Here is a 25,140-nt window from a genome sequence, read left to right as displayed (position 1 = left end):
CGCCGTGGCGCCGCCTACCGAGAGCGGCGGACTGGGTTGATCGCGAAGGCCCCTAGCAAGGCGAAGAGGCAGCCGACGATATAGATGGCGGCGTAATTTTTGCCGCTCGCGCTGCCGATGGCGAGGATGATGGGGGCGATGGCCGGGGCCAGGGACTGGGGCAGGGAGTTGGCGATCTGGAACACGCTCATATCCTTGGCGCGATCTTCCTCGCTTGGCAGGATCGCCGCGAGCAAAGCCAGATCGACGGCGAAATAGAGCCCCTTGCCGATCCCCGCCAGGGCAACGCCGACCAGAAATTGCGACACGGACGGCGCAAGCGCGATCACCAGAAAACCGGAGGCTTCCAGCGCGGCGGCAACGAAGATCAGCGGCTTGCGGCGGCCGGTCCAGTCCGTGATGAAACCACCGACCAGCGAGATGGCGATGGTGGCCGATGCGATGATCGCCATCGACTTGACCATCACCTGGGTCGCGTCCGACCGGCTGAGCGATAGCTGGTCGGTCAGAAAGAAGAGCTGATAGGTCAGCAGGAACGACCAGGCCATCATGATGAGGAAGCGGCTGCCGAAGGCCCAGCTGAAATCCCAGTCGCGGAACGGCGCGAAAATGGAGCGCAGCATGATGAGCGGGTTCATTTTGCTGTCGCTGCTGACCGCCGGACGATCGGGCAGGATGACGCATAGGGTCAAGACGCTGGCGACCGTGATGCCAAAGGGCACCAGGAACATCAGCAGGTCCGACGATTGCGTATATTGCGTGATCCAACTCCCGACAAAGGTGCCTGCGGTCGATGTCATGCCGAGCATACCGGCTACGCGGCCCTGCATGCGGAAGGGAATGATGTCGGGCAGGATGGGCAGGCAGGCGGCTTGCATGGCATTAAATCCGGCCTGACAGATGACCCAGCCAATACCCAGCAGCAGCAGATTGGGCGCAGTGCCGAGGATGGTCAGTCCCAATCCGCTGACCAACAGGCCACCGACCAGCCAGGGGCGACGGCGGCCGAAGCGGCTGCGGGTGCGGTCCGACAGCGCACCGCAGATCGGCGTGATGACGAGCGCGACAAAGCCGCCGATGGCGAGGATGATGCCAAGCCAGCGGCCCTTTTCGGCTTCCCCCGCAATTTCACTGACGCGCAGCGCGATGGTGATGACGACCGGCGTCAGCAGGGCGATCCAGATGCCGAACTGCGCCAGCACATAGATGGCGATGAAGCCGAGCGACACCGGCGGACGCCCCTGATGCACGGTCGGTTGACCGATCATGGCCGATAGGCCTTGCCCGCGGCATCGGCTTTCTGCTTCGCGGGCGTATCAGCGAACAGGTCGTTCATCTTCGACGGCAGGTTGGGCTTAACATACCAGTCGGCCGGGAAATCGGCGGCGCGGGTGCCATCGATCTTGCGATGGACCAGGCCCGAACTCGTCTTGCGGGTGTAGGGGACGACATGCTCGCCCTTGCTGTTGCCGAGTTGGTCGAACAACGCCTTGCGCAAAGTAATCTTGGTGTCGAGCCACGCCGGATCTTCGATCAGATTATGCATCTCGTCCGGGTCGGTCTTGAGGTCATACAATTCCTCCAGATCCCAGACGCCATGATATTGGATATATTTCACCCGGTCCCGTTCGATCGCGAAGGTCGTGGGGGTCTGCGGGAAGCTCCATTCCCAATAATATTCATAGACGAAATCGCCGGGATTCCAGGCCTTCTCGTCGATCTTGCCTTCGGCCACGGGGAGGAAACTCTTGCCCTCCATCTGCTGCGGCTTGGCGACATGGGCGATGTCGAGGAAGGTCGGCGCGAGGTCGAGGTTGCGCACGACCGCCGGATTGGTGACGCCCTTTGGCACCATGCCCGGTGCCCAGACGATCATCGGCACGCGGACCGAGGGCTCATAGGCGTTGCGCTTGTCGATCAGGCCATGTTCGCCGATCATGAAGCCATTGTCGGAATAGAAGACGACCATGGTATTCTTGTCGAGCTTGTTCTTCTTGAGGTAAGCCATGATCCGCCCCAGACTGTCATCGACGGGGCTGAGCGTGCGATAATAGTCGCGGACCTGCTCGGTCATGGGATTGTTGGTATGATAGGGGAAGTCCGCGCCATGCCAGCTGTTGCGCTGGTTCTGAACCCACAGAGGTTTGCCCGCGTTATTTTCCGGCGTGTTCGCCATGCTGGCGGGCAGTTTGATGTCGAGCTTGCTGTACTGGGTCTTGTAGCGTTCGGGCGGTAGCGGGTCGCTATGGACGGCCTTGTGGCTTAAATAGAGGAAGAAGGGCTTGGACGTGTCGCGCCCCTTTTCCAGCCAGTTCATCGCATAGTCGGTCAATTCGTCGGTGATATAGCCGGTGCGCTTCACCGCCGTACCATCGACGTTGAGCATTTGCCGATCGCCCGCCGCGAGCCGTTCGGGCGACAGCAATTCGGTCGGGAAATAGGTGCCCTGCCCCTTGAAGCTGACCCATTTGTCGAAGCCTTCGCGCGGCGCATCGGTGTCGAAACCCATATGCCATTTGCCGAAGAAGCCGGTCTGATAGCCTGCCTGTTGAAGATATTTGGGGAAGAAAGTCAGGCCCTCCTCCGAACTATTATTATTGTCGACCACGCCATGGTTGCGCGCGGTCTGGCCGGTCAGGATCGTCGCGCGGCTGGGCGAGCAGAGCGAGGAGGTGACAACGGCGTTGGGGAAATAGACGCCATTCTTGGCCAGCGCGTCGATGTTCGGCGTCTGAAGGCCCGGCGTCAGAAAGCCCATCGCATCATAGCGCAGGTCATCGACCAGCACGAAGATCATGTTGGTCGGCTTTTGCGGCGCATTGACGGGCTTGGCCAGCACGCCCGGTCCCAACAAGGTGCAAGCGGCAAGGGCGGCGGCGCGCAGCGCGCGGCGGGCGTTCTTCATGAGCGGTTTTCCTTCTTGTCGCGGATGATGCAGCGAAAGCCGATATGGCTGGTCGAACTATCCACCGCCTGTGGATGACGGGCGGCCGGGCGATAGCGCTGGCAATAATTGGGCGCGCACAGGTGGGAGCCGCCCTTGAGCACCTTGCGCGGGACGGGTGTATCGGGATTGGCGGGGTCGAGGCTTTCGCGCTTCGTGCCGCCGCGCGGATTGGCGGGAACACAGCAACTGCCCTTGGCCTTGCGCTCGATCCGGGGCTGAGCGAACCAGTCGGTCGTCCATTCCCACACATTACCGATCATGTCGAACAGGCCATGGCCGTTGGCGGGATAGGTGCGGACCGGCGAGGTCCGTTCATAGCCATCGTCCAATGTGTTGGCGAAAGGAAAGGCCCCTTGCCAATAATTGGCCAACATCGCGCCGGCCGGTGCCAGTTCGTCACCCCAGGCGAAGTCCGCGCCATCCAGGCCGCCGCGCGCGGCATATTCCCATTCCGCTTCGGTCGGCAGCGATTTCCCTGCCCATTTCGCATAGGCTTCGGCATCCTCGAACGCGACATGGACGACCGGATGATCCTCCAGCCCGTCGAGGCTGCTGTCGGGGCCATGGGGGTGCCGCCAGTCGGTGCCGAAGCTGAATTGCCACCATTGGCTATAGTCGGCCAGATCCACCGGGCCGCGCGTGCGTTGGAACAACAACGATCCAGGCAGCGCCGAGGCCGGGTCCATGCCGGGATAGTCTTTGGGGTCCGGCGCAATCTCGGCCAGCGTGACGTGGCCGGTCGCTGCCACGAAGCGCGCGAAATCGCGGTTCGTTACCGGGGTCTCGTCCATCCAGAAGCCATCCACCTGAACCCGGCGGACGGGTGCTTCTTCGGGATAGAAACGGTCCGATCCCATCTGGAACGCGCCGCCGGGCACATGGCGCATGCCGTCGGTCATTGGTCGCCGCCCACCACGATCCCCGCGCCGCGCGGATAGGCGGAGGGTGGGCCATCATCGGAAAGATCGGGACGCTGCGCCTCCACATCGGCCATCGACCGGGGCAGCGAGAAGGGCAAGCGGCCCTTTGCCGTGGCGCGGCCCGCGACCACGTCCAGCACGGCGGCATCGCTCGCGCCGAAGGTGACAATCACGGCGCGAGCCATGGGTTCGATCGCGGTCAGGATCGCGGGGCGGTCCATTTCTACCGCGACGATGGTGGGGACGTGGGCGGCGGCGCGTGCGATCGCCTGTACATCCTCGTCATCGGCGCGGAAGTCCAGCCGCCCTTCATGCTGGCGAGAGCCGAAGAAATGATGGGGGTGCAAGGTTTCGAACGGCGTCGCTGTGCGCACCAGCGCGATCTGTGCCTGCGCCGGATCGTCCACCACGACGAAGCCAGCGGCGCGAGCTGCAACCGGATCGACGCCGTGCAGCCAGATGCGCTGGCCCAGCGCCACCGGCAGGGTTGCGCGATCGTTGCGCAACAGCACCTGGCTAGCGCGCTGGACCGCATCGGCCTGGCGCTGGGCCTCAGGATTGCCGACGATCCGTGCGGCCGCCTGTTCATCGACATAAGGGTTGTCGAACAGCCCCTGTTCGAACTTCAGGCGTAGCACGCGGCGGGCGGACTCGTCGATCCGCTGGACGCTGACCTGCCCCGTGGCGACGGCTTCAAGGATTGGCGCGGGGTCGTCGGTACCGCCGAACTGGTCGATGCCTGCCGCTATGCCCTTGGCGAAGCGGGCCGTCTTGTCCGCTTGCTCCATGCCCCAGGGCATGCCGATCGATGCGGGTGTCTGCGGGTTGGCGGCGTTCGGCGCGACGCAGGCCTGTGGGCAATCGCGGGTGATCGACCAGTCCGATACGATCAAACCGGCAAAACCCTTGTCGCCACGAAGCAGGCCGGACAGCAATTGCGTGTTGAAGCCGCCGCCGACCGGCTCGATGGGCTGTCCTGCAACCTTGGGCCCCTGCACAATGACATAGGTCGGCATGACGCCTGCACTGCGCGCGGCCAGTGCGCCATCGAAGGCGCGGATATGATCGGCGAAGGATGCGTCGGTCAGAGTGGCATGGCGGCCATAGCCATTATGCCCGTCAAACCCCTCCGGCTGCGCGCCATAGCCGACCCAATGTTTGACGACGGTGGCGACGCCCTGCGCAGTGACGCCGTTGGTCCCCTGCTGGAAACCCTCGACATAGGCACCCGCGAGGCGCGACACCGTGTCGGGTTCGGACCCGAAGGTCGCCGAAAAGCGCGCCCAGCGCGGTTCGGTGGCAAGGTCAGCCTGGGGCGACAGGGCCATGTGGATGCCAACGGCGCGATATTCGGCGCGGGCGATATCGCCGAAGTTGCGCATGACGGCCGGGTCGTTCAGCGCTGCAAAGCCGAGCATATCGGGCCAGAGCGAAAAGCCGCCGCCGGTCGTGCTGGCCCCCAAGGTGGCCTGAAAATGGTGGCGCGGGTCGGTGCTGATCGTCGCTGGAATGCCGAGGCGTCCGGCCTCCGCCAGTTTCTGGATCGCATTATTCTGCGCCGCCAATTGGGCAGGCGGCACTACGAGGCGGGTGATGAAGCTGGATATGTGGCGATCGCGCATCAGGCGGGTGGTCGCCGCCTGATCATAGGCCTGTCCGGCAAAGCCGATCGACGATCCGGGCGTCGGCAACGTCCCGTGCAGCATCAGGCCAGCTTTTTCCGCCAGCGTCATGCGCGCCAGCAGATCCTCGACCCGCTGATCGATCGGGACATGCTTGTCCTCATAGGGATCAAGCCGACCATTATGATTGAGGTCGCGCCAGCCTGACGGCGGCGCAGCCGCCGCGTTGAGCGTAAAAAGCGCGATGGACGCCGCCAGCCATTTGCCCAAGCCTACCATCGCAACTGCCCTTTCCCGCAAAACGCATCGACCGGGCTGACCCCTGTAAAAGCGGCCTCCCCTACCAGCCGTTCGACCAGCGCCGTCTGAATATCGGGCAGCGAAGCGTAGGCATTGATATAGGTAGAGAAGTTCGGCGCGTCATACAGATAATAGGGTTGCCCAAAGGAGACGAGCAGCGTCGGAATTTCCCGGTTGAACTGGATCATCGCGTTGCGGGGACCAGCGTGGAGCTTGGCGAAGTCGAGGAAGATATGACCAAGGCCCGGTGTCGCTTCCTGGCCGATGAGATAGAGGACGAGGTCGGTGTCATCCGGCTTCGGCATGGCTTCGGCGTCGAAATGCCGGACCGCAAAGCCCCGTTCTTCAAGGCCCTGTACCAGCGGGGTGAAGTCGCGGTCCGGTGCGCCTGCGAAAAAGCTGGTGCCCGCGTCCGATATCATAACGACGCGCTGGTGGTTCGCGGGGCTGATCGGCAGGAGCGCATCGCGATCCTTGACCAGGGTCAAGCTGTCCGCGACGGCGCGCCGCGCGACGTCCAGATGGTCGGGACGGCGCAAGGCTTCGCGCACCTGCGGCAAAGGCGCGATCCGTTCGTCCAGCGTCATACGGTGCAGACCCAATTTCGCCTTGAGCGACAGGCAGCGGGTGACCGCTTCATGCAGGCGGCGCTCCGACAGGCGGCCTTCACGTAGCCCCTTGAGCATCAGCGCCATGTCCTGCGACGGATCGCGGCTGAACAGGAACATGTCGCAGCCATTTTCGATGATGGCCGGCACGGCTTCGGCGCGCCCCATCCAACTGGTGATGCCACCCATGACGGTGGCATCGGACAGGATCAAACCCTCAAAACCGAGCTGCCCGCGCAACAGCTCTTCGTTCAGCAGGCGTGACACGGATGCCGGTTCATAGGCCTGCGCACCCGCGCGCGGCAATTTGTCCCGTATATAGGCGGGCAGCGCAATATGGGCGGACATGATCGTCATCACGCCATCGTCGATCAGCGCGCGGAAGATGCGGCCGAAGGTCGCTTCCCATTCGGCGAGGTCCATGTCGTTGACGCTGGTGACCAAATGCTGGTCGCGATCGTCCAGCCCGTCGCCCGGCCAATGTTTGGCGCAGGCGGCAACGCCCTGTGCCTGTAGCGCACGGATATAGGCCTTGGCCTGGTCCAGAATGCGGTCGGGGTCGGAACCATAGGAGCGCGTCCCGACGACAGGGTTGCGGAACGCCCGGTTAATATCGACGACCGGCGTGAAGGACCAATTATAGCCAAGCGCGCGGCTTTCCTGGCCGACGATGGTCGCGAGTTGGGTGCTCAGCGCAATATCGTCACACGCGGCGATGCCCATCTGGTTGGGAATGGCAGTGGTGAAGGGATAGCTGACCGTTCCGCCTTCGATATCGCCCGACAGGATGAGCGGCACGTCCGACCGCTCGACCGCATCGCGGGCCGCCGCCCAGGCCGCGTCCAGATTGCGCGTCGGAAATCGGTGAATGCCACCGGGCGCATGCGCGAGCAGTTCGTCGGTTTCCGCCACACTGTCATGGCGCGAGGACAGGATGAACAGCTGCGCGATCTGCGCCTCGACGCTCAGGGCGTCGCGCGTGCGCTCGACCCAGCGTGTGTCCTCAGGTGACAGGGTAAGCGGAGAGGTGCGTTGCGCTACATCGGTCGACAGGGATTCACGGCCAATATTCATGCGGGCGAACCTTGCGGGTTCTTCATCGGTTCAGCTCCCACCAACAACAGGGGCGCGACGGCGATCTCGCCGCCGCGCCGTCGGATCAGAACTTCACGCCGAGGGTGGCGCCGAAGTAGCGGTCCGCGTCCTTGTTGAAGGTGCCCACGAGGTCGGTATTGCCGCCCAGGAACGACGTATGGCCGATGCTGGTGAGGTAGTTTTCGTCAAACAGGTTCTTGACGAACAGGGTCAGGCTGTAACGACCATCGATCTGCTTCACGCCGATGCTGGCATCGACCAGCGTATAGGCAGGTTGTTCCAGCAACGGATCCTGCTCGACCGAGAAGTTCATCGCGCTCTGGAAATTGACGCCGACCTGCGCAAAGCCCGAAAGATTCGTACCTGCAATGTCCGCCTCATAGCGAGGAGCGAAGCTGATCTTCCAGCGCGGGCTTACCGGCAGCGTCGCGCCGCGCAGGTTCTGGACCGGCGTGACCCCCGCGGCCGGGCGATAGCAGATGTTGGTCGGCATGCCCGACAGGACCGGCGCGGCAGCGTTGAACTGCTGCGGGCAATTGAGACCGTCAATATCGATGGTGGCGTGGGAGTAGGTGACGGCGCCGGTCAGGCTGAAGCGATCGTCGGGACGGACGATCGCTTCAATTTCAAAGCCCTTGGTTTGCGACTTGCCGGCGTTAGTGGGCGCGAATTGCGTGACGCCCGCGGCGATGTCCGAACGGTTGGCCTGAACCTGAAGATTGGAATAGTCAGCCAGGAACAGGGCGGTGCTGACGCTCAGGACGCCATCTGCCGTGCGTCCCTTGAAGCCGACTTCATAGGCATTGACATGTTCGGGTTCGAGCACTGTCTGATCGGCGAGATTGGCCGAAATCTCGATATCATAACCCAGCCCCTTATAGCCGCGCGTATAGCTGGCGTAGACCTGCGCATCCCGGCTGAATTCATATTGCAAGCCCGCCTTGCCGGTCACTGCCGTATCGTCCGCCGTGACCGATCCGCTGACAGGCGCATTGCCGGGCATGACGGCATCGCCGGGGACTAGCGGCGCGATGCGGCTGCCGCTGTTGGTGCCCTTCTCATATTGCAGGCGCAGGCCACCAATGGCCTTGAGACCGCCGGTGATGCGATATTCGACCTGACCAAAGGCAGCGACACTGTCCTGCTTCAAGCGGATGTTGCTGGCCGAAGATTGGTAGATGGTATTTTCGGGCGCACATGGCTGACCGAAGGTGCCCGCCGTGCAGCGCGCGCGACGACGGTCGAAAGGCCGCTTGATGTCGGAATGCATGTAGAAAACGCCAGCGACATAGTTGAAATTGCCGCTGTCATTATTGGCGATCCGCAGTTCCTGACTGAAAGCACCAATATCAAGGGCACCGCCGTTGCGGTTCCAATTGGAGTAGGCGGCCGAGGCACCAACGAAGAGCGGAACATCGCTGTTGATGCGCTCGATCGGCTGGTTCACTTCCAGATAATAATCCTGATAGGCGGTAATGGAGGTCAGGGTCGCGCCGCCCAGATCCCAGTCGGCCTGTAGCGAATAGGTCTGCTGGTCGCTGTTGGAAGAGGTGACCGTCTCATCATTGAGCGTGCGGTTTTCGCGGGTCGCATTGATCGGACCGACCAGCGTCTGCAGGTTGGGATTGTTGATCGCGATCCAGGTCGACGCACAGCAATCCGCTTCGGTCTTGCGATATTCGCCCGTGAAGAGCAGGTTCAGATGCTCGGTCGCGTCCCATTCCAGCTTGCCGCGCACGCCCCAGGATTTGGAGCCATTGTCCCAGCTGTCGGTGGCGATGTTGCGGGAAACGCCGCGCACGTCGTTGTAGAAGCCGGTGACGCGGGCGCGCAGCGTGTCGCTGATCGGGCCGGACACGGTGCCGCGGGCGCGATATTCGTCATGCTCGGCGATGGTCACTTCGCCGCGGCCTTCAAATTCGCGCGAGGGGCGCGCGGTCGTGACGCTGATGACACCAGCGGTCGCGTTCTTGCCGAACAACGTGCCCTGCGGCCCGCGCAGCACTTCGATACGCTCGATATCGGCGAGGTCGGTAAAGCCCTGCGTCTGGCGCACGGCGACGACGCCATCGACGACGGTGGACACGGAGGATTCGACACCCTGCCCAAACAGGGCGGTGCCGATGCCGCGGATACGGAAGCTGCTGTTGGTGGGTGTTGCGCCCTGCTGGAAAGTCAGCGAGGGCACGGCCTGCACCAGCGAGGCGCTGTCGTTGATCTGGCGGTTGGACAGGGCATCGGCCGAAACGGCCGTGACGGCGAGCGGCACATCCTGCAGCCGCTCGGCGCGCTTTTGCGCGGTGACGACGATGTCGGTGCCGGCATTATTGTCCTCGACCGCGGCAATCGCTGCATCTTGCGCAAAGGCGGGAGTCATGTTGGCGGCGGCGAGCGTCGCGATCAGCCCGATCATCGACGAGCCGGACAGACGCTGAGTGACCTTAGAAGCTTTCATAGTACCTCCCCTTTATGCCTGTCGGATTGATTTCCGACGTTTGCAAACAAACAATATGGGCTATGCGACCCGAAGCGCCCATTGATCTTGTAGCGCTACATGTTGCCTTCCGACCCTTGAGTCAAACAAATATGTAGCGCTACATATTTTTCCGGGCGGGGTTGTCGCTTTTCCGACACAGGCCGCGCCCGTGCAGGCGATTCATGGATTGAAGCGCAGGCGCGTTAAGCTATGGAAGAGTATGGGTTTGGGAAAAAGATGACAAGACGGCCGAGCAAGACGATCACCATCAAGACCGTCGCCGAACTCGCAGGCGTGTCGCCCATGAGCGTGTCGAACGTTCTCAACAACCGGCACAAGGTGCGCGAAAGCACGCGGCAGGCGGTGATGGACGCCGTCAAGACGCTTAACTATTCCCTCAACCCTGCAGCCAAGTCGCTGGCTGGCTCCGGCATGACCCGCATCGGCCTGATGTATCGCAATATCGAAAATGCGTTTCTCAGTTCGATCCTGATCGGCAGCCTGGAAACTACCAACCGCATGGGCGCGCAACTCTTGTTGCAGCCGCTCGAAGTGGGCGACGCCGGGGAAGTGGCGGCGGGTATTCAGACCCTTATCAGCAACGGTGCGAACGCCATCCTGATTGCTCCGCCCTATTGCGAGATCGCCAATAGCCATGGCCTGACCAAAGATGCGCCAGTGCCGATCGTGGCGCTTTCCCCCGGCGACGATCTCACTGACGAATATTGCATCCGCATCGATGATTTTGCGGCGGCGCGCGACATGACGCGCTATCTTATCAGCCTCGGCCATAAGGATATCGGCTTCATTCGCGGCGCCGGGCATCATCTGATCAGCAGGACGCGGCGGGACGGCTATATCGCCGCGTTGCAAGAGGCCGGCATCGCCCTACGCCCCGAACTGATCGCTGATGGCGATATGAGTTTCGAATCCGGGCTGGACGCCGCGCAGACGCTTCTGAGCCTTGCCCCCCGGCCCACCGCCATTTTCGCCAGCAACGACGATGTCGCGGCGGCCGTTACGTCGCTGGCGCATCGGCAGGGGCTGGATGTCCCGCACGACCTGTCGGTCGCGGGTTTCGATGACACCCCCATTGCGGTGAAGATCTGGCCTGCTTTGACGACAGTTCGCCATCCGGGGGCAAGGATCGCGTCGGAGGCGGCGACGCTGGGCATCATGCTGGCACGCGGAGGAGATGCCCCAGCAAAAAGCGCCACGCACCTCGACTATATGCTCGCCGTCCGCGAATCGACTGCGCCGCCGCGTCGATCGGAGGATCATTAGATCATCGGACTGACCAAAAGTAAGGACAGCGCAGTTATGAGATGGGGCCTGTGACGATGTCCTGCCCGCGTTCAAAGCAGTGGACGGCGAACTGGGCGTGCAGAAGCCCATAGGCTGGAACCGCGTCAACGCGCGGAGGGTTGATGCCTTGGACCGACGGGAGATGATCATGGCTGCACGACCCTATTGGAAAGGCCAGATCCGGCTCGCGCTTGTGTCCATCCCTGTCGAAATCTATTCCGCGACCAGAAGTGGCGCGACGATCGCCTTCAACCAGATCCACGAGCCATCGGGCAAGCGGATCAAATATGAAAAGGTCGTGCCCGGCATCGGGCCGATCGATCTGGACGACATCGTCAAAGGCTTTGAATATGCCAAGGGCGAATATGTGCTATTGGACGAGACGGACATCGAAGGCGTCAAGTTGGAGAGCAAGAAGACGCTGGAATTGACCCAGTTTGTCGATGCACACGACATCGACATGGTCTATTTCGAAAAGCCCTATTATGTCGTGCCCGCCGACGACCTGGCGGAGGAAGCCTTCATCGTCCTGCGGGAAGCGCTGCGGCGCAGTCGGAAGGTTGGCCTTGGCCAACTGGCGATGCGCGGCCGGGAATATGTCGTCAGCATCAAGGCGTGCGGGCGTGGTATGGTGATGGAGACGTTGCGCTACGCCGATGAAGTCAACAAGGCCGCCAGCTATTTCCGCGAGATTGGCGATGACGAGCCGGACGACGAATTGCTCGAACTCGCCACGACCTTGATCGACAAGAAGACGGGCAAATTCGATGCGAGCGATTTTCACGATCGCTATGTCGATGCGTTGAAAGAGCTGATCGAGCATAAGAAGAAGGGGAAGACGCTCAACATCGATAGCGATGATGACGCCAGCGCCGATCCACGCGGCAGCAATGTCGTTGATCTAATGGCCGCGCTCAAGAAATCCATCGGCCCGGCCAGCAAGGCCAAGACGACCGCGAAGAAACCAGCGGGCAAGGCAACGGCCAAAAGCGGCGCGAAGTCGGCAGGCAAAACATCCGCCAAGAAGCGGGCATGACCCGATTGAGATACCCTCGGAACGAGTCGCCACGTCTGTGGATTGACGGGCAAAGGGACGGATCGAACCGGCATGGCCAAGGCGCAGGACAAATCTCCAAAGGACAGCCTGGCGCTCTATCGGGCCAAGCGCGATTTTGCGCGCACGGCCGAGCCTGCCGGTGCGGAGTTTCCGACGACCGGCAACGGCTTTGTCGTCCAGAAACATGCAGCGTCGCGGCTGCATTATGATTTCCGACTGGAACTGGATGGCGTGCTGGTCAGCTGGGCCGTCACCCGTGGGCCGAGCGCCAATCCCGACGACAAGCGTCTGGCCGTGCGGACCGAAGATCACCCGCTCGATTATGCGCGGTTCGAAGGCCTGATCCCCAAAGGCGAATATGGCGGCGGCACCGTCATGCTGTGGGACAATGGCACATGGGAACCGGTGGCGGGCAAAGACCCCCGCAAGACGCTGCCCGAAGGGCATCTCCATTTCATCCTCCACGGCCGCCGGATGCAGGGCGAATGGATATTGTTCCGGCTCAAGCCACGCGGGAAGGAGCGCGGCGAAAACTGGATATTGCGCAAGGTCAATGACGCCTTCGCCGGTGGGTCGGACGATCTGGTCAGCCATCATCTCACCAGCATCGACAGCGGCCGCACGATGGAGGAAATCGCTGCCGGAAAAACCGTTCCCAAGCGTAAGGCCGCAAAGGCGGAGGCGGCTGTACGCGGAATAGCGAAGGGCGATGCTCCGCCGCCGTTTCAGCCGGTACAGTTGGCGACGCTGGTCGATCATGTGCCAGCGGGCAATCATTGGCTGCATGAGCTGAAATATGATGGCTATCGCACGCTGTTGGCCATGAGCGGCGACGATGGCCGCGCTTATACGCGATCGGGCCTCGACTGGTCCGATCGCTTTGCCGGATTGATCGCTGACGCAACAAAACTGGACGCATCCAGCGCCCTCATCGACGGCGAGGCCGTGGTGATCCTGCCCGATGGCCGCACCAGCTTTCAGGGTTTGCAGGCCGCGCTAAAAGACGATCCGGGCCAGATCGACTATATGGCGTTCGACCTGCTGGCATTGAATGGCGAGGATCTGACCGGGCGGCCGCTGATCGAACGCAAGGCGATGCTCGCCACGCTGATCGGCGACGGGGTGGGGCATATTCGTTATTCCGACCACATTGTCGGGCGCGGTGAGCAGTTGTTCGAGCGCTTTTGCGGCGCGGGACTTGAAGGCGTCATCTCCAAGCGGGTAGATGCGCGCTATTCCGGCGCGCGATCGGGCAATTGGGTCAAGACCAAGTGCATCCGGCGTCAGGAATTCGTGATTGTGGGCTGGTTACCCTCGGACAAGCAGCGCGGGTTCCGCTCGCTGCTGCTCGGCGTCCATGACAAGGGCGTGCTGCGGTTCGCCGGGAAGGTCGGCACCGGCTTTTCGGCAGATGAGATGGCGCGGCTGCTGGCCTTGATGGCACCGCTGGCCCGGAAGACGCCGACGGTCGAGGCCCCGCGCGCGGCGGTGCGCGAGGCGCGCTGGATCACACCGAAACTGGTCGCCGAGGTCGCCTTTGCGGAGTTTACCGACGAAGGCGTGCTGCGCCATTCAAGCTATCTGGGTCTACGTGAGGACAAGAAGCCGGAAGCCGTCGTGCTGGAGGTCGAAGCACCGGTCGGACAGGCGACGCAGCCCGCCGCGACCAGCGGGGTCAAGATCAGCAATCGCGATCGGGTGATCTTCCCGGAGGGCAAGCTCACCAAGGGCGAGTTGGCCGACTATTATGAGACGGTGGCGGATATCATGCTGCCCTGGGCAGGCAGTCGGCCGATCAGCGTCGTGCGCTGTCCACAAGGTCGCGACAAGAAATGCTTTTTCCAGAAACATGATGCTGGCAGCTTCGGCGACGACGTCAAGCAGGTGGGTATCCTCGAAAAGGACGGCCAGGAGGAACCCTATCTCTTTGTCGATACGCCCGCGGGGCTGCTGACCTGCGTTCAAATGGGGACGATCGAATTTCACGGCTGGGGCGCCAGAATCGAGGATGTCGAGAAGCCCGACCGGCTTGTGTTCGATCTTGATCCCGACGAGGGGTTGGCGTTCAAGGATGTGGTGTCAGCCGCCTTCCACCTTCAGGATATGCTGGCGCAGATGGGGCTCGTGACCTTTCCGATGGTGACGGGTGGCAAGGGGGTGCATGTGATCGCGCCGCTGACCCCCAGCGCGGAATGGCCGCAGGTCAAGGATTTCGCGCATCGGTTTGCCATCGCTTTGTCGCAGGCTGACCCCGACCGGTTCACCGCCGCACTCGCCAAGGCGAAGCGGACGGGCAAGATCTTCATCGACTATTTGCGCAACCAGCGCGGCGCGACGGCCGTCATGCCCTATAGCGCGCGATCGCGGCCGTTCGCACCGATCGCCGTGCCGATCAGCTGGGAGGAACTGCGCACGCTCGATGGCCCAGACCATTGGCATATCGGGGATGCAGGCGAAATGGCGAAGCGCGCGGCATCCAGGGATCTGGCCCATTGGGGCAGAGCCGATCAGATCCTGCCCGACCTATAGATTGGGTCGGGCAGAAGACGTGGCCGATTCATCCTTCGGGTTTGCGCCACCGATATTGGGGCACCTCCGACTGCCCGACCACACTGACGGCTCAAAATTCAATCGATGCCGACGCTTTGAAGGTGCGGGGCATGCCCTGCAACAGGTCCGGACGGAAGCTGTCGAACGCGGACGCCCAATAACGCCGGTTGGCAATATTATCGATGCCCGCACGCAGCGTCAGCGGGCTGTCGCCCAGCAGCGAGACATGGCGCAGGCCGAGATCAAACCGTGTCCAGCTAGGCAGGAACAGCGTGTTATCAAGGTTGGCGGCCTGCTTTCCCGTATGCACCGCCCGGCCCGTAACGGTGAATGCCGGGGCGAACGGCAGATCCCATTCGACATTGGCGTTGAGCATATATTCAGGAACGCCGGTCGGTTTATTGCCTTCATTGACCCCACCCTGGGTCTGGCGCAGTTCGGCGTCGATCACCGATCCGCCAGCGATCAGGCGCAAGCCCTCCAACGGCTCCGCTTCGATGCTCAATTCTATACCGCGGTGCCGCTGCGTGCCGAACGGGCCATAGACAAGAAAGCCCGGCCGCGCCGCGTCGAGCGTATAGATAGCGATGTCGCGATCGATCTGGAATAAGGCCAGGCTGGCGTTCAGCTTGCCAAGCGCAACCTTGCCACCCAATTCATATTGCGTGGATAGAAAGGGTGGAAGCGTCTCACCGCCATTGCTGACGGGCAGGACGCCGGTGCCGGTATTGGCGCTGACCGCTGCAGTGGCACCGGGCACCAACGCCTCTATCCGGTTGCCGTAGAATGACACGCCGTTGACGGGCTTGAAGACGAGACCGAGGACCGGCGTCACGGCATCTTCATCATAGCGGCCGGTCAGACCACCGGCAGCGATTGGTCCCGTGGCGTTTGCGGCATAGGATTTGCTGCCGATCATCTGCAGCCGCAGTCCGGCGGTGATCTGCAGCCGGTCGTTCCAGAAACCGATGGTGTCGGACACGAACAGACTGCTCAATTTCTGCCGGTTGATCGGGAATGGATCGTCAATGTCGCCACCTGCGAAGGTGACCACATCGGGACGCGGGACAGCGACGGGATCATAGATATTGGTCGCCACCGGCGAGGCCGCATAGAATAAATAGGCATTGCGGTTAACCAGCCAGTTGATCGACCCGCCGACATTGACTTCATGCGTCCAGAGGCGCGATGCCAGCATGGCGCGCAGACCTACGGTAGCCGCCTCGTTGTTATCCGTGCGCGGGATATAGGAACCCTGTGCCGTGGCCGCGCCGGTAGCTGCGTCGGTCAGTCTTATGGTCTGGTAGAAACCGCGCTCCGACCCGTCGCGCGCGCCGAATGATGCATAGAGCAGCGCATTGTCGGCAATGTCATATTCGGCCCTGAATTGCCCGAAGATATCGCGCAGCGTGCTATTCTGCCATGGCTGACCATAATTGGTCGATGACCCCGGCACGGCAGGAATGATATTGCCGACCACCAGCTTGGGTCGCTGGTGCGCGACCCTCACACGTTGGTAGACGATGTCGAGCGCTAGCCGCAGCGGGCCATTGTCATAGTCGATGGCGCCGCCCAATAGGTAGGAGCTGCGAAATTCATCGTCGATTGCCACATCGCCCCGTCGCGCCGTGCCGTTGATCCGCACACCCCATTCGTCGTTCGCCCCATAGCGACGGCTGACGTCGAACGCGCCGCCAATATGCTCTGGCCCGGTATAGTTGACGGTCAGCCGATTGAGATCATGCGCGCCCGCACGCTTGGGCATCAGGTTGACGCTGCCGCCGATGCCGCTGCCGCCCGGCGCGGCCCCGTTGATGAAGGCGCTGGAGCCGTTCAGCACCTGCACTGACTGAGCGAGTTCGGGCGCAACCAACTGGCGCGGCGCTATGCCATAAAGGCCACCGAACCCGACATCGTCTCCGCTCAGAGCAAAGCCGCGGATCACAAACAGTTCGCCGGCAATCCCAAAGCCCAGCGTCGTGCGGATCGACGGATCATTCTCCAGAACCTGGCCCAATGTCTGCGGCTGCTGGTTGAGGATCAGCGCCTCATTATAGGTCTTGATGCTGAACGGCGTGTCTTGCGCAGCCTTGTCGCCGAATATGCCGACATTACCTCCGCGCAACACAGCCGTCTGGTTCTGCTTCTGCGCGGTAACGATGATGGCACTGTCCTGCGCGAAGGCGGGCACAGCGAAGGTCGCGAGCGATGCGCCGATCATCAGGCGCGAAAATTTGGACGTCACAATGGTATTCCCCAGGACAAAAAGATCGAAAGATGGGCTGAATCAGCGTCTATGTTTCCGCATCGCCCAGACGACCGCGAGAGGCGGGACCAAGAGAGCCGCCCAGGACAACCAATCCGCGGCGCCGTCACCGGCCAGCGCAGACACCAGCCCGACCAGACTCAGTAGGGCGATGATCAGCGGCGCGCCGAAGATATGGCGAAGCGACCGGACATGATTTCGGGACTTGCCAGTCATTCCGCCGCCGCCACGAGACCACCGCTCTCGACCTCGCGGACATGCGCGTCAGCGCCCGCACGCCGCTTGCCCAGCCACAGCAGCAAGCCGGTCCACAGGACATAGAGGGTGAAAAGGTCAAGGATCGCCCAGAGAATCTTGAGCGGCAGCGCACCATAGTCGCCAAAATGCAGAGGTTGCGAATAGGATAGCGCAACCATGTACCAGGGCATTTGGCGGATGTCGGTCAGCACGCCGCTTTCGCCATCGACCAGCGCTGGCGTCAGCACATGTTCGGTCAGCTTCGTCGTGCCCTGCAGGAAAACGGCATAATGATGCTTGCTGCTGAACCCACCCCCAGGGAAGGCGATGAACTGCGGGTTATTGCCCGGCCGCGCCGCCCGTACCGCCGCCATGGCTTTGTCGATCGACCCGTATCGCGACGGTGGCAATGGCGGCTGGCCCGCATAGGCTAGGGTCATTTCGGCAAGTTCGTCCATCTGCCACATCTGGCGCAGCGGCGTCGCGGCGGCATTGATCACGCCGGTCAGCCCGACGACGCCCATCCAGGCCAGGGCAACGATGCCCAACAGATTATGATAGTCGATCTGCCGCAGCCGCCGACTACGGCTCACACGCAGGGTGCCGAAGTCCAGCTTGCGCATGAAGGGCGCGTAGAGAACCGTCCCTGACAGCAGCGCGATGAAAAACAGGAAGCCCATGACACCCAGGAAAAGCATGCCGGGCAGACCCATAAACATGTCGGTATGCAGTTGGAGCAGAAAATGCATCACACCTTCCTCGCTCTCCCGACCCGTCACTTCCCCGGTCGCGCGATCAAGAACATGAATGGTCATGTCCGCACCACTGCTGTCCGGCTGCGGGGCCGTGGTGATGGTCATCAGTGGCGTGTCATTGTCGAACGCCATGAATACCGGAACTTGGCCCGGTGCATTTGCCAAAACCGTCCCCAGCAAAGCATCAAGCGATTTCAAGCCGGGCGCATCGCTGGATGAAGGCGGTCCCCCTGCGGCCATGCTGTCGGGTTCGCCTGACAGCGCGTCGATTTCATCGTGAAAGATCAGCGGCAGTCCGGTGACGCAAAGCATCAGCAGGAACAGCGTGCAGATGAGGCTGGTCCATTTATGAACGAGATACCACACGCGGATTGTGCCGCGGGTCATTATAGAGCGCCCCTTGCTTAGTAATGCGAATTATTCGCGATAAATCGGGACGTGCAAACATTCAAGGGCAAATAGGTCTGTGATAGGATTGAAAGCCGCTACACCAAGGGGAATTGGACAAGCTGAATATGACCGCTGGGGGCGAGCGCCGCGCGCGCCTCTATCAATGGCTGAATAAGGAGGATCGCGCCATCCTACACTTGATTGATGATACGCAGACGGGCGTGTAGAATACGTACAACCGTTAGAGCATGATTCTCACTTTGCAGTCATTTTCTGGCACTATGGAGCGTTGAAGCGCACCTCCTGGCTGTTGCCGTTATAGACAACCTCTCGTTCGACAGGGGGTAAAGCGGCTACCAAAGATTTCTCTTGTCCTATGACGGTGACCTTAAGCTGACGCTGTTTTGTCATCGCAGGGAAAGACCCGCGCCGTTGACTGATTGTCAGCGTCCGTTTCGCATCATCCCAGTCGAGATCAAAGCGTGCCGACTGCCCCTTTTCATAGGCATAAGTCTCGTTGTCGTCCTCATAGAGCGTGAAACGCCCACTTGCCCCCGCATAAATGCGCACATCATAGGGCGCGTCCGGCTTTTCGGTCGCATATTGCATCACCGGCCCCATCGGCACGATTGATCCAGCCCGGACGTAGAGTGGCATGATGTCGAGCGGCGCTTCGCGCGACACCGTTTCGCCCCCGCCATGACGTTGGTTGGTCCAGAAATCATACCAGTCCGTCCCTGCTGGCAGATAGGTCCGCATCGTCAGGTCACGCGGCGCATTGATTGCGGCTTTATCGCGCTGCAGTTCGCTCGGCGTTCGCCATATGAAGCGGAACACCCGCCCACCTTCGGGATGGAAAAACTCCAGCCGCACGGGAAGCGCCTCGCCCTTCTTCAGCGTCCGCTTCACCGTCCGCGTGCGCGTCGCGCTGCGGTTCCATTCGTCGATCACCACCTTGCCGCCCAGATACAGCCGCATCCCGTCATTGCCGTTCAGCCCGATCTCATACTCGCCATCCTCCGGCGCGATCAGTGTGCCGTTCCACCGGGCGGAAAAATGGCTGAGCGACGTCAGGCCCGGCGGCATTTCGGCCAGCGGTGGGTCGGGCCATGTATGGTCGATCTTCGCGTCCACGCCCTTGCCACGCGGCGTCTCGAAATTCTCGCCCGCGAAATATTGGACATCCAGCCCCGCTTTGCCATCAGCCGAGCGCAAATGCTGCGCTGGCACCATCGTCGGTAGCGACGGCAGGATATTATACATCGCCCGCGTCACGGGATGCACCAGCAACGATGATCCGAACATGAAACTGTCGTTGATGTTACGCACCGCCGGATCGTCGGGGAAATCCATCGCCAGCGGCCGCATCAAGGTGGAGCGATCCGCCGTCACCTGCGCGCTGAGGCTATAGATATAGGGCAACAACCGATAGCGCAGGTTCACCGTGTCGAGCAGCGTCTTGTACACCGGCGGGTCCAGCGTCTTGAAGATATAGGGTTCGCGCTCCACGTTCGTCCCATGCACACGCATGATCGGGTTGAACGCGGCATATTGGAACCAGCGCGCAAACAGTTCGCGCCATGCCGGATTCTTCTCGCCACCGGGAAAGTCGCTGACGAAGAACCCGCCGGTATCCTGCGTCCAATAGGGATTGCCCGTGACCGTCACATTGACGCCGCCTGCCACCTGCTGCGCGAATGTCTGCCAACTGGCATAGATGTCGCCCGACCATGACACCGCGCCCGTGCGCTGCGCCCCCGCCCAGGCCGATCGCGTCAGCGTGAAGACGCGCTTGTCGCTAATGGCGCGCTGCCCCTCATAGGTGCCTTGCGTCGTCAACAGCGAATAGGGGTTCAGGTAACGAGTGAAATCGCCCAGCGCATTCTGGCCCAGCGCCTTGGTGTCGCGCACATTGTCGACCGGGTTCCACATGGCGGAACTCACCTCGACCTCGGTCCCGTCCATCCACAGCGCGTCCACGCCCTTGTCGAGCAGCCCAGACTTGATATGTTTGAAATAAATCTCCCGCCCCTTGGCGCTATAGGCGTCATAGACGCGCGCCTTTTTGGAAATCCAGTGCAGTGGCTTGAAGCGCAGGCCATATTGGTCGAGTTCACGCGCCAGCGCCGTGTCATTGCCCACCGATGGCCAGATCGACACCATCAGCTTCATGTTGAGATCATGGATCGTCCGGCTCATCCCCGCCGGGTCGGGAAAGCGTTCGGGGTTCCAGATCATGCCTGACCATGTGCCGTCGCGGTCGCTGCCCCAATATTGCCAGTCCTGCACGATATAATCGAGCGGGAAGCCTTCCTTGCGAAAGGTCTTGGCAACCTCAACGATGCGGTCCTGCGTAGGGTAACGCTCCTTGCTCATGAACAGGCCGAACGCCTGTTTGGGAACCATCGGCGCGTCGCCAGTCAGCCAGCGATAGGCACCCACGACGCTATCGAGCGTATCCTTGGCCGCCGGATCGCCCGCCATGAAATAATAATCCACGCCGCCCGGCGCGCTTTCCGCCCACAACCGCGCGCCCTGTGCATCATCCTTGAACCGCATCTGGGAGTAGGTGTCCCACAAAATGCCGTATCGCTGCGTCGACACCATCACCGGGATGATGATGCCGACATTGGTCTGGACCAGCAGCAATTCCTTGTTCCGGCGATTGACCTCATCATCGGCGGTGAAGCCGAACCCGTAAATCCCCTCATCGGGTTGCAGCGTGAAGCTATTTTCCACTTCATAGGTCGGCGCGTCGGAGATAGTGCGCTTCTCGATCGACTGCGGTGCCTCCGCCTTTTCGCGCGTCAGCAATCGTCCCGACGGATCATGATAGGTCAGCGCGCCGCTGCCCTTGTCGATGCTCACGCGCAATTTCTGCCCGACCAGTTCCAGCGTGTCGGCCGTCTCGCGTACGGTAAAGGGCACCGCTTCAGGCTCGCGAATGACGACCAGGCTGCGCTGGGTCCAATAGGATGCGCCCAGATTGGCGTTCACCCGCACGACCGTCGGGGAATAGAAGATCACCGACTTGGTGACGCCGTTCAGCCGAAACTGAACCCCGCTGCGCAGCTTTTGAAAATGGAACGCCGCATCATCCGCCGGAACCAGCGCCTGCATCTGTCCCAACTCGTCCAGTCCGGTCGGCGGCGGCGCGGCCCGTGCCGATACCGGCGCCAATGCCAATATGGCCGCAACCGTACCCATCCAATATGGCGACATCCGCCCTCTCCTCATTTCGTTCGTCATTATGCGACCGTTCATCGTGCGAAACGCCAATAGTCGAAATCGAGCAGCGAGCGTTCGTCATCGCCCTTACCCTTGAACAGGATGAACAGGTCGCGGACGCCGGTCGCGCCGGACACCTCCGTCGATTGCTCCTGCCACTGCCCCGCCGCGCCGGTCGCCCCAACCGTCAGCGTGCCGATCACCGGCCCGGTCAGGCCGTCCACCCGCAATTCGATCTGCGCCCCGGGCAGCGCGTTGGCGACGCTGGCCACGAACGTCCTGGCCCCATCATTACCAAAATCCACGCCTGCAACTTTGATATAGCTGCGGTTCGTGGTGCGCGTGACGATCATGCCGCCCGCATCCCCGGCCTCCGTCAGTACGCCCGGTGCCCAATCATAGGGCCGGTCCCGGTCGCGCTTGATCCGTGACGTCCAGGCGATCGTCTCCGCCTCCACTCGGCTGTACGGATCGACCGGAGCAATCTGCGCTGCGCCCTTCGTGTCCCACCAGGGCTGTTTGGGGATGGTGCCGTCGGCATTATACGTGAAGCTGGTGACGTTGATCGCCCGCCGCTCATGATGGATCGGCGTCATGTCGAAATTCAGCTCATAGTGAAATCCGAACAGATAGGATTTGCCCTTATAGTCGACGATGCCGGGGTGGTTGCCGGTCGAGCGCGGGCTGGGGTCCATGAGCTTGCCCTTGTGGACCCACGGCCCGGTCGGCCCCTTGCTCATCGCATAGCCGATCCCTTCGGGGCAGCAGGTCGATGCATAGGCCATGTAATAATGACCCGCCCGTTTATAGAACCACGGCCCTTCTTGATAATCGGCTGGCTGGGCAACCTTCTGAATTTCACCGGAATAGGACACCATGTCCTTGTTCAGCTTGACATACCACAGGCTGGGATTGCCCCAGTAGAGATAGGCCTGCCCGTCATCGTCGATCCACACGGTCGGGTCGATATAGCCATTGCCAGGCGCGATCAGCGGCTTGCCGATCGCATCCTTGAACGGACCTTCCGGTCTGTCCGCTACGGCGACAGCGATCACATTCTTGGGCGATCCGGCCACGCTGATCGGCGCATAAAGGTAGAATTTGCCATCGCGTTCGATCACCTGCGGCGCCCAGGCATCATTGCTCTGCACGGCCCAGGGAAATGTCTTGAGCGAAGCGACGACGCCCCGGTCGGTCCAGTTGACCATGTCGGTCGAACTATACAGCCGCCAGTCGAGCATCTTGAACCCGTCGGCATCATCCTCGTCATGGCTGGCGTAGAGATACACCACGCCATCATGCACGAACGGAGCCGGGTCCGCGGTAAAGCGGGTCTGGATGATAGGATTGTCGGCCTGTGCAGCAGACCAGGGCAATATCACCGCCAGCGACATGATAGCGAGAAATGGGCGAACTGATTGCATGGATAAGGATCCCATTTGCAGAAGCGAAGAAGCAGTCCTGATCGACCTGGGCTGGCGCATCGCTTCAAGCGTCAAAGAAGCCAGTATCCCCGCGTTATCATGGCGTAACCGACAACACAGTGACCGACTTTGGCGGCAGCGTTACCTGTAGGCGTCCCCCATTTACCCGTGCGGAGATTGGTCGCGGCGCGACAGTGTCAGGCTTGTCAAAGCTGTTGATCGCATCAACCCGATCGGCGGTCAGCACTGTCCCAGATGCAGCGCCGACACGAATACACGCTATCTGCGCATCTATCTCAGCAGGCTTGGAGGGATCGACGTTGGTTAGCACGATCCAAAGTTTCCCATCCGTGCCCCGCGCGGCAATCGCGTCTATGCGCGGAACACGCACATCCCCGAAGCTGTAAGTCCCGGCATCGAAATCTATCGGCAGTCGCGTCGCGTTCTGGAAGGGCACATACATTTTGAAGAGATGATAGGTGGGCGTCAGCACCATCCTGGGCCCATCGGTCAAGATCATGGCCTGGAGAACATTCACCATCTGGGCGATCACCGTCATGCGAACGCGGTCTGCGTGGCGCGTGAACATGTTGAGGTTGATCGACGCTATGATGGCATCGCGGATCGAGTTCTGCTGATGCAGGAAACCGTCCCGGCTACCGGGCAGCTTGGCAAGCCATACGCCCCATTCATCGATGACCAGCGGGACTTTCTTGGCCGGATCATATTTGTCCATGACAGCCGAATGGACCCGGATCATATCCTCCATTTTCAGCGTATCCTTGATGAGCATGGCATATTCACGCTCGCCAAAGTCGATGCTTGAAAAGGAAGGGGGCCAACTCATCCAAGTGTAGTTATGCATCGAGAGACCTTCGATGCTCCAACTCCAGTCATGGCCTTTCCATGCCTTCATGACGGCTTCGGTATAGGCCGTATCCAGCGATCCTGGGCCAACGGCTATCCGCTGCATCGGATCTGTGCCCGCGACCGAGCCGCCAGCGGGGTTGTCCGTGCCTTGCTGCTGGATATTGAGGTTGCGCGTGAAGCGAGCGTAGCGCTTCATCTCATCGACATAATAGTCCGCGCTATAGGCGCCGCCGCAACTCCAGCTTTCATTGCCGATACCCAGAAACTTGACGCGGTACGGTTCGCGGTGCCCGTTGGCCGCACGCTCCGCACCTGCCGTCGTACCCGGATCAGCGGTCATATAGGCCATCCAGTCGGCCGCTTCCTTGGCACTGCCTGATCCCATATTCACCGAAATATAGGCTTCTGATTCGATCTGATTGAGAAAGTCGAAAAATTCGTCGGTGCCGAAGTCGTTTTTTTCCAGGGCATTGCCCCAACTGCCGTTTACGGTGACTGCGCGCTTGGCCCGTGGCCCGACGCCATCGCGCCAGTGATACTCGTCGGCGAAGCAGCCTCCAGGCCAGCGAACGCTTGGGACTTTCAAGGCCTTCAGCGCGCTCACGACATCGCTGCGCATGCCCCGAACATTGGGGATCGACGAGTCCTCACCGACCCAAACGCCGCCATAAATGCCGGTTCCCAAATTTTCGGCAAACTGACCAAAGATGTTGCGATCGATTTTCGGACCAGTGCCATCCGCCGCGACACTCATCTTTATCGGAGTAGGCTGAGCCAGCAGCGGAGAAGCGGCGACGGAAATGGCCAACGCTAGCGCATGTTTGACGATCATATTCCGCATACCCTCCAAGCCAGTCACTCTGTTTGAGACGCGCCATCCCGTCACACAGAATTTAACTCATACAATTGCTATCAGTTATCTCCCTTTGTCAACACAGCCTATCCTCCCGCCACCAGGCTCTTAGCTCGACTTTGTACGTTTTTGGTCAGGTCCAGGTCCAGAAGATGCTGTTTTCAGCGATGTGGTCGAGGGCTTGATCGAGGGGCAAGACGCATCCGCCCATATCGTCGATATCTTCCCATTTTCGTC

The 25,140-nt window shown here is 61.3% G+C and carries 14 protein-coding genes; 3 read left to right on the top strand and 11 right to left on the bottom strand.

Annotated features, from left to right (window positions below; translation table 11 throughout):
* Positions 1-14: 14 nt before the first annotated feature.
* The 6 genes from SxD43FB_RS07945 to SxD43FB_RS07920 form a co-directional block, all read right to left on the bottom strand.
* Positions 15-1,268 (bottom strand): MFS transporter, encoded by a 1,254-nt coding sequence (locus SxD43FB_RS07945; RefSeq protein WP_037475605.1) that lies wholly within the window; start codon positions 1,266-1,268, stop codon positions 15-17.
* On the bottom strand, positions 1,265-2,905 hold the full coding sequence (locus tag SxD43FB_RS07940; protein WP_096061707.1) for a sulfatase: 1,641 nt from the start codon (positions 2,903-2,905) through the stop codon (positions 1,265-1,267). The genes SxD43FB_RS07945 and SxD43FB_RS07940 overlap by 4 nt, the downstream gene beginning before the upstream one ends.
* The gene (locus SxD43FB_RS07935; protein WP_096061817.1) at positions 2,902-3,834 is read right to left on the bottom strand and encodes a formylglycine-generating enzyme family protein; all 933 of its coding nucleotides are present in this window, start codon (positions 3,832-3,834) and stop codon (positions 2,902-2,904) included. Before SxD43FB_RS07935 ends, SxD43FB_RS07940 begins: the two co-directional genes overlap by 4 nt.
* Before the next feature lie 8 nt (positions 3,835-3,842).
* Positions 3,843-5,768 carry a glycoside hydrolase family 3 N-terminal domain-containing protein gene (locus tag SxD43FB_RS07930; protein ID WP_096061706.1) on the bottom strand — a complete coding sequence of 642 codons (1,926 nt, stop codon included), beginning with the start codon at positions 5,766-5,768 and terminating at the stop codon, positions 3,843-3,845.
* Entirely contained in the window at positions 5,762-7,471 is a 1,710-nt protein-coding gene (locus tag SxD43FB_RS07925; protein ID WP_096061705.1) for a glycoside hydrolase family 3 N-terminal domain-containing protein, read from the bottom strand. Before SxD43FB_RS07925 ends, SxD43FB_RS07930 begins: the two co-directional genes overlap by 7 nt.
* 85 nt (positions 7,472-7,556) lie before the next feature.
* Entirely contained in the window at positions 7,557-9,947 is a 2,391-nt protein-coding gene (locus tag SxD43FB_RS07920) for a TonB-dependent receptor (protein ID WP_255245637.1), read from the bottom strand.
* A gap of 258 nt (positions 9,948-10,205) precedes the next feature.
* Here SxD43FB_RS07920 and SxD43FB_RS07915 point away from each other — a divergent pair, with 258 nt between their 5' ends.
* From SxD43FB_RS07915 to ligD, 3 genes are all read left to right on the top strand, one after another.
* Positions 10,206-11,252 (top strand): LacI family DNA-binding transcriptional regulator, encoded by a 1,047-nt coding sequence (locus tag SxD43FB_RS07915; protein WP_176482705.1) that lies wholly within the window; start codon positions 10,206-10,208, stop codon positions 11,250-11,252.
* A 169-nt stretch (positions 11,253-11,421) separates the two neighbouring features.
* Positions 11,422-12,309, top strand: coding sequence for a Ku protein (locus SxD43FB_RS07910; protein WP_096061816.1), 888 nt, complete (start codon positions 11,422-11,424; stop codon positions 12,307-12,309).
* Between the two features lie 72 nt (positions 12,310-12,381).
* Positions 12,382-14,859, top strand: a complete 2,478-nt coding sequence (gene ligD, locus SxD43FB_RS07905; protein ID WP_096061702.1) for a DNA ligase D — start codon at positions 12,382-12,384, stop codon at positions 14,857-14,859.
* Between the two features lie 91 nt (positions 14,860-14,950).
* On the opposite strand, the gene SxD43FB_RS07900 is transcribed toward ligD, so the two are convergent.
* The 5 genes from SxD43FB_RS07900 to SxD43FB_RS07875 form a co-directional block, all read right to left on the bottom strand.
* Entirely contained in the window at positions 14,951-17,125 is a 2,175-nt protein-coding gene (locus SxD43FB_RS07900; RefSeq protein ID WP_096061701.1) for a TonB-dependent siderophore receptor, read from the bottom strand.
* A gap of 233 nt (positions 17,126-17,358) precedes the next feature.
* Positions 17,359-18,525 carry a PepSY-associated TM helix domain-containing protein gene (locus SxD43FB_RS07890; protein ID WP_096061699.1) on the bottom strand — a complete coding sequence of 389 codons (1,167 nt, stop codon included), beginning with the start codon at positions 18,523-18,525 and terminating at the stop codon, positions 17,359-17,361.
* A gap of 282 nt (positions 18,526-18,807) precedes the next feature.
* Positions 18,808-21,750: a TIM-barrel domain-containing protein gene (locus SxD43FB_RS07885; protein WP_255245636.1), complete on the bottom strand. Its 2,943-nt coding sequence runs from the start codon at positions 21,748-21,750 to the stop codon at positions 18,808-18,810.
* 38 nt (positions 21,751-21,788) lie between these two features.
* Positions 21,789-23,180 (bottom strand): glycoside hydrolase family 43 protein, encoded by a 1,392-nt coding sequence (locus SxD43FB_RS07880; RefSeq protein WP_096061698.1) that lies wholly within the window; start codon positions 23,178-23,180, stop codon positions 21,789-21,791.
* Between the two features lie 97 nt (positions 23,181-23,277).
* Positions 23,278-24,936: an alpha-L-arabinofuranosidase C-terminal domain-containing protein gene (locus SxD43FB_RS07875; protein WP_343228838.1), complete on the bottom strand. Its 1,659-nt coding sequence runs from the start codon at positions 24,934-24,936 to the stop codon at positions 23,278-23,280.
* Positions 24,937-25,140: the final 204 nt, after the last annotated feature.

The organism is Sphingobium sp. D43FB (genome assembly GCF_002312805.1).
GTDB lineage: Bacteria > Pseudomonadota > Alphaproteobacteria > Sphingomonadales > Sphingomonadaceae > Sphingobium.
Note: the sequence above shows the minus strand (reverse complement) of the source record. Positions and strands in the feature narration are given on the sequence as shown.

Coding starts and splice junctions, on each gene's coding strand:
- SxD43FB_RS07945 (WP_037475605.1), bottom strand. CDS start 1,268: ATGATCGGTCAACCGACCGTGCATCAGGGGCGTCCGCCGGTGTCGCTC.
- SxD43FB_RS07940 (WP_096061707.1), bottom strand. CDS start 2,905: ATGAAGAACGCCCGCCGCGCGCTGCGCGCCGCCGCCCTTGCCGCTTGC.
- SxD43FB_RS07935 (WP_096061817.1), bottom strand. CDS start 3,834: ATGCGCCATGTGCCCGGCGGCGCGTTCCAGATGGGATCGGACCGTTTC.
- SxD43FB_RS07930 (WP_096061706.1), bottom strand. CDS start 5,768: ATGGTAGGCTTGGGCAAATGGCTGGCGGCGTCCATCGCGCTTTTTACG.
- SxD43FB_RS07925 (WP_096061705.1), bottom strand. CDS start 7,471: ATGAATATTGGCCGTGAATCCCTGTCGACCGATGTAGCGCAACGCACC.
- SxD43FB_RS07920 (WP_255245637.1), bottom strand. CDS start 9,947: ATGAAAGCTTCTAAGGTCACTCAGCGTCTGTCCGGCTCGTCGATGATC.
- SxD43FB_RS07915 (WP_176482705.1), top strand. CDS start 10,206: ATGACAAGACGGCCGAGCAAGACGATCACCATCAAGACCGTCGCCGAA.
- SxD43FB_RS07910 (WP_096061816.1), top strand. CDS start 11,422: ATGGCTGCACGACCCTATTGGAAAGGCCAGATCCGGCTCGCGCTTGTG.
- ligD (WP_096061702.1), top strand. CDS start 12,382: ATGGCCAAGGCGCAGGACAAATCTCCAAAGGACAGCCTGGCGCTCTAT.
- SxD43FB_RS07890 (WP_096061699.1), bottom strand. CDS start 18,525: ATGACCCGCGGCACAATCCGCGTGTGGTATCTCGTTCATAAATGGACC.
- SxD43FB_RS07885 (WP_255245636.1), bottom strand. CDS start 21,750: ATGTCGCCATATTGGATGGGTACGGTTGCGGCCATATTGGCATTGGCG.
- SxD43FB_RS07880 (WP_096061698.1), bottom strand. CDS start 23,180: ATGCAATCAGTTCGCCCATTTCTCGCTATCATGTCGCTGGCGGTGATA.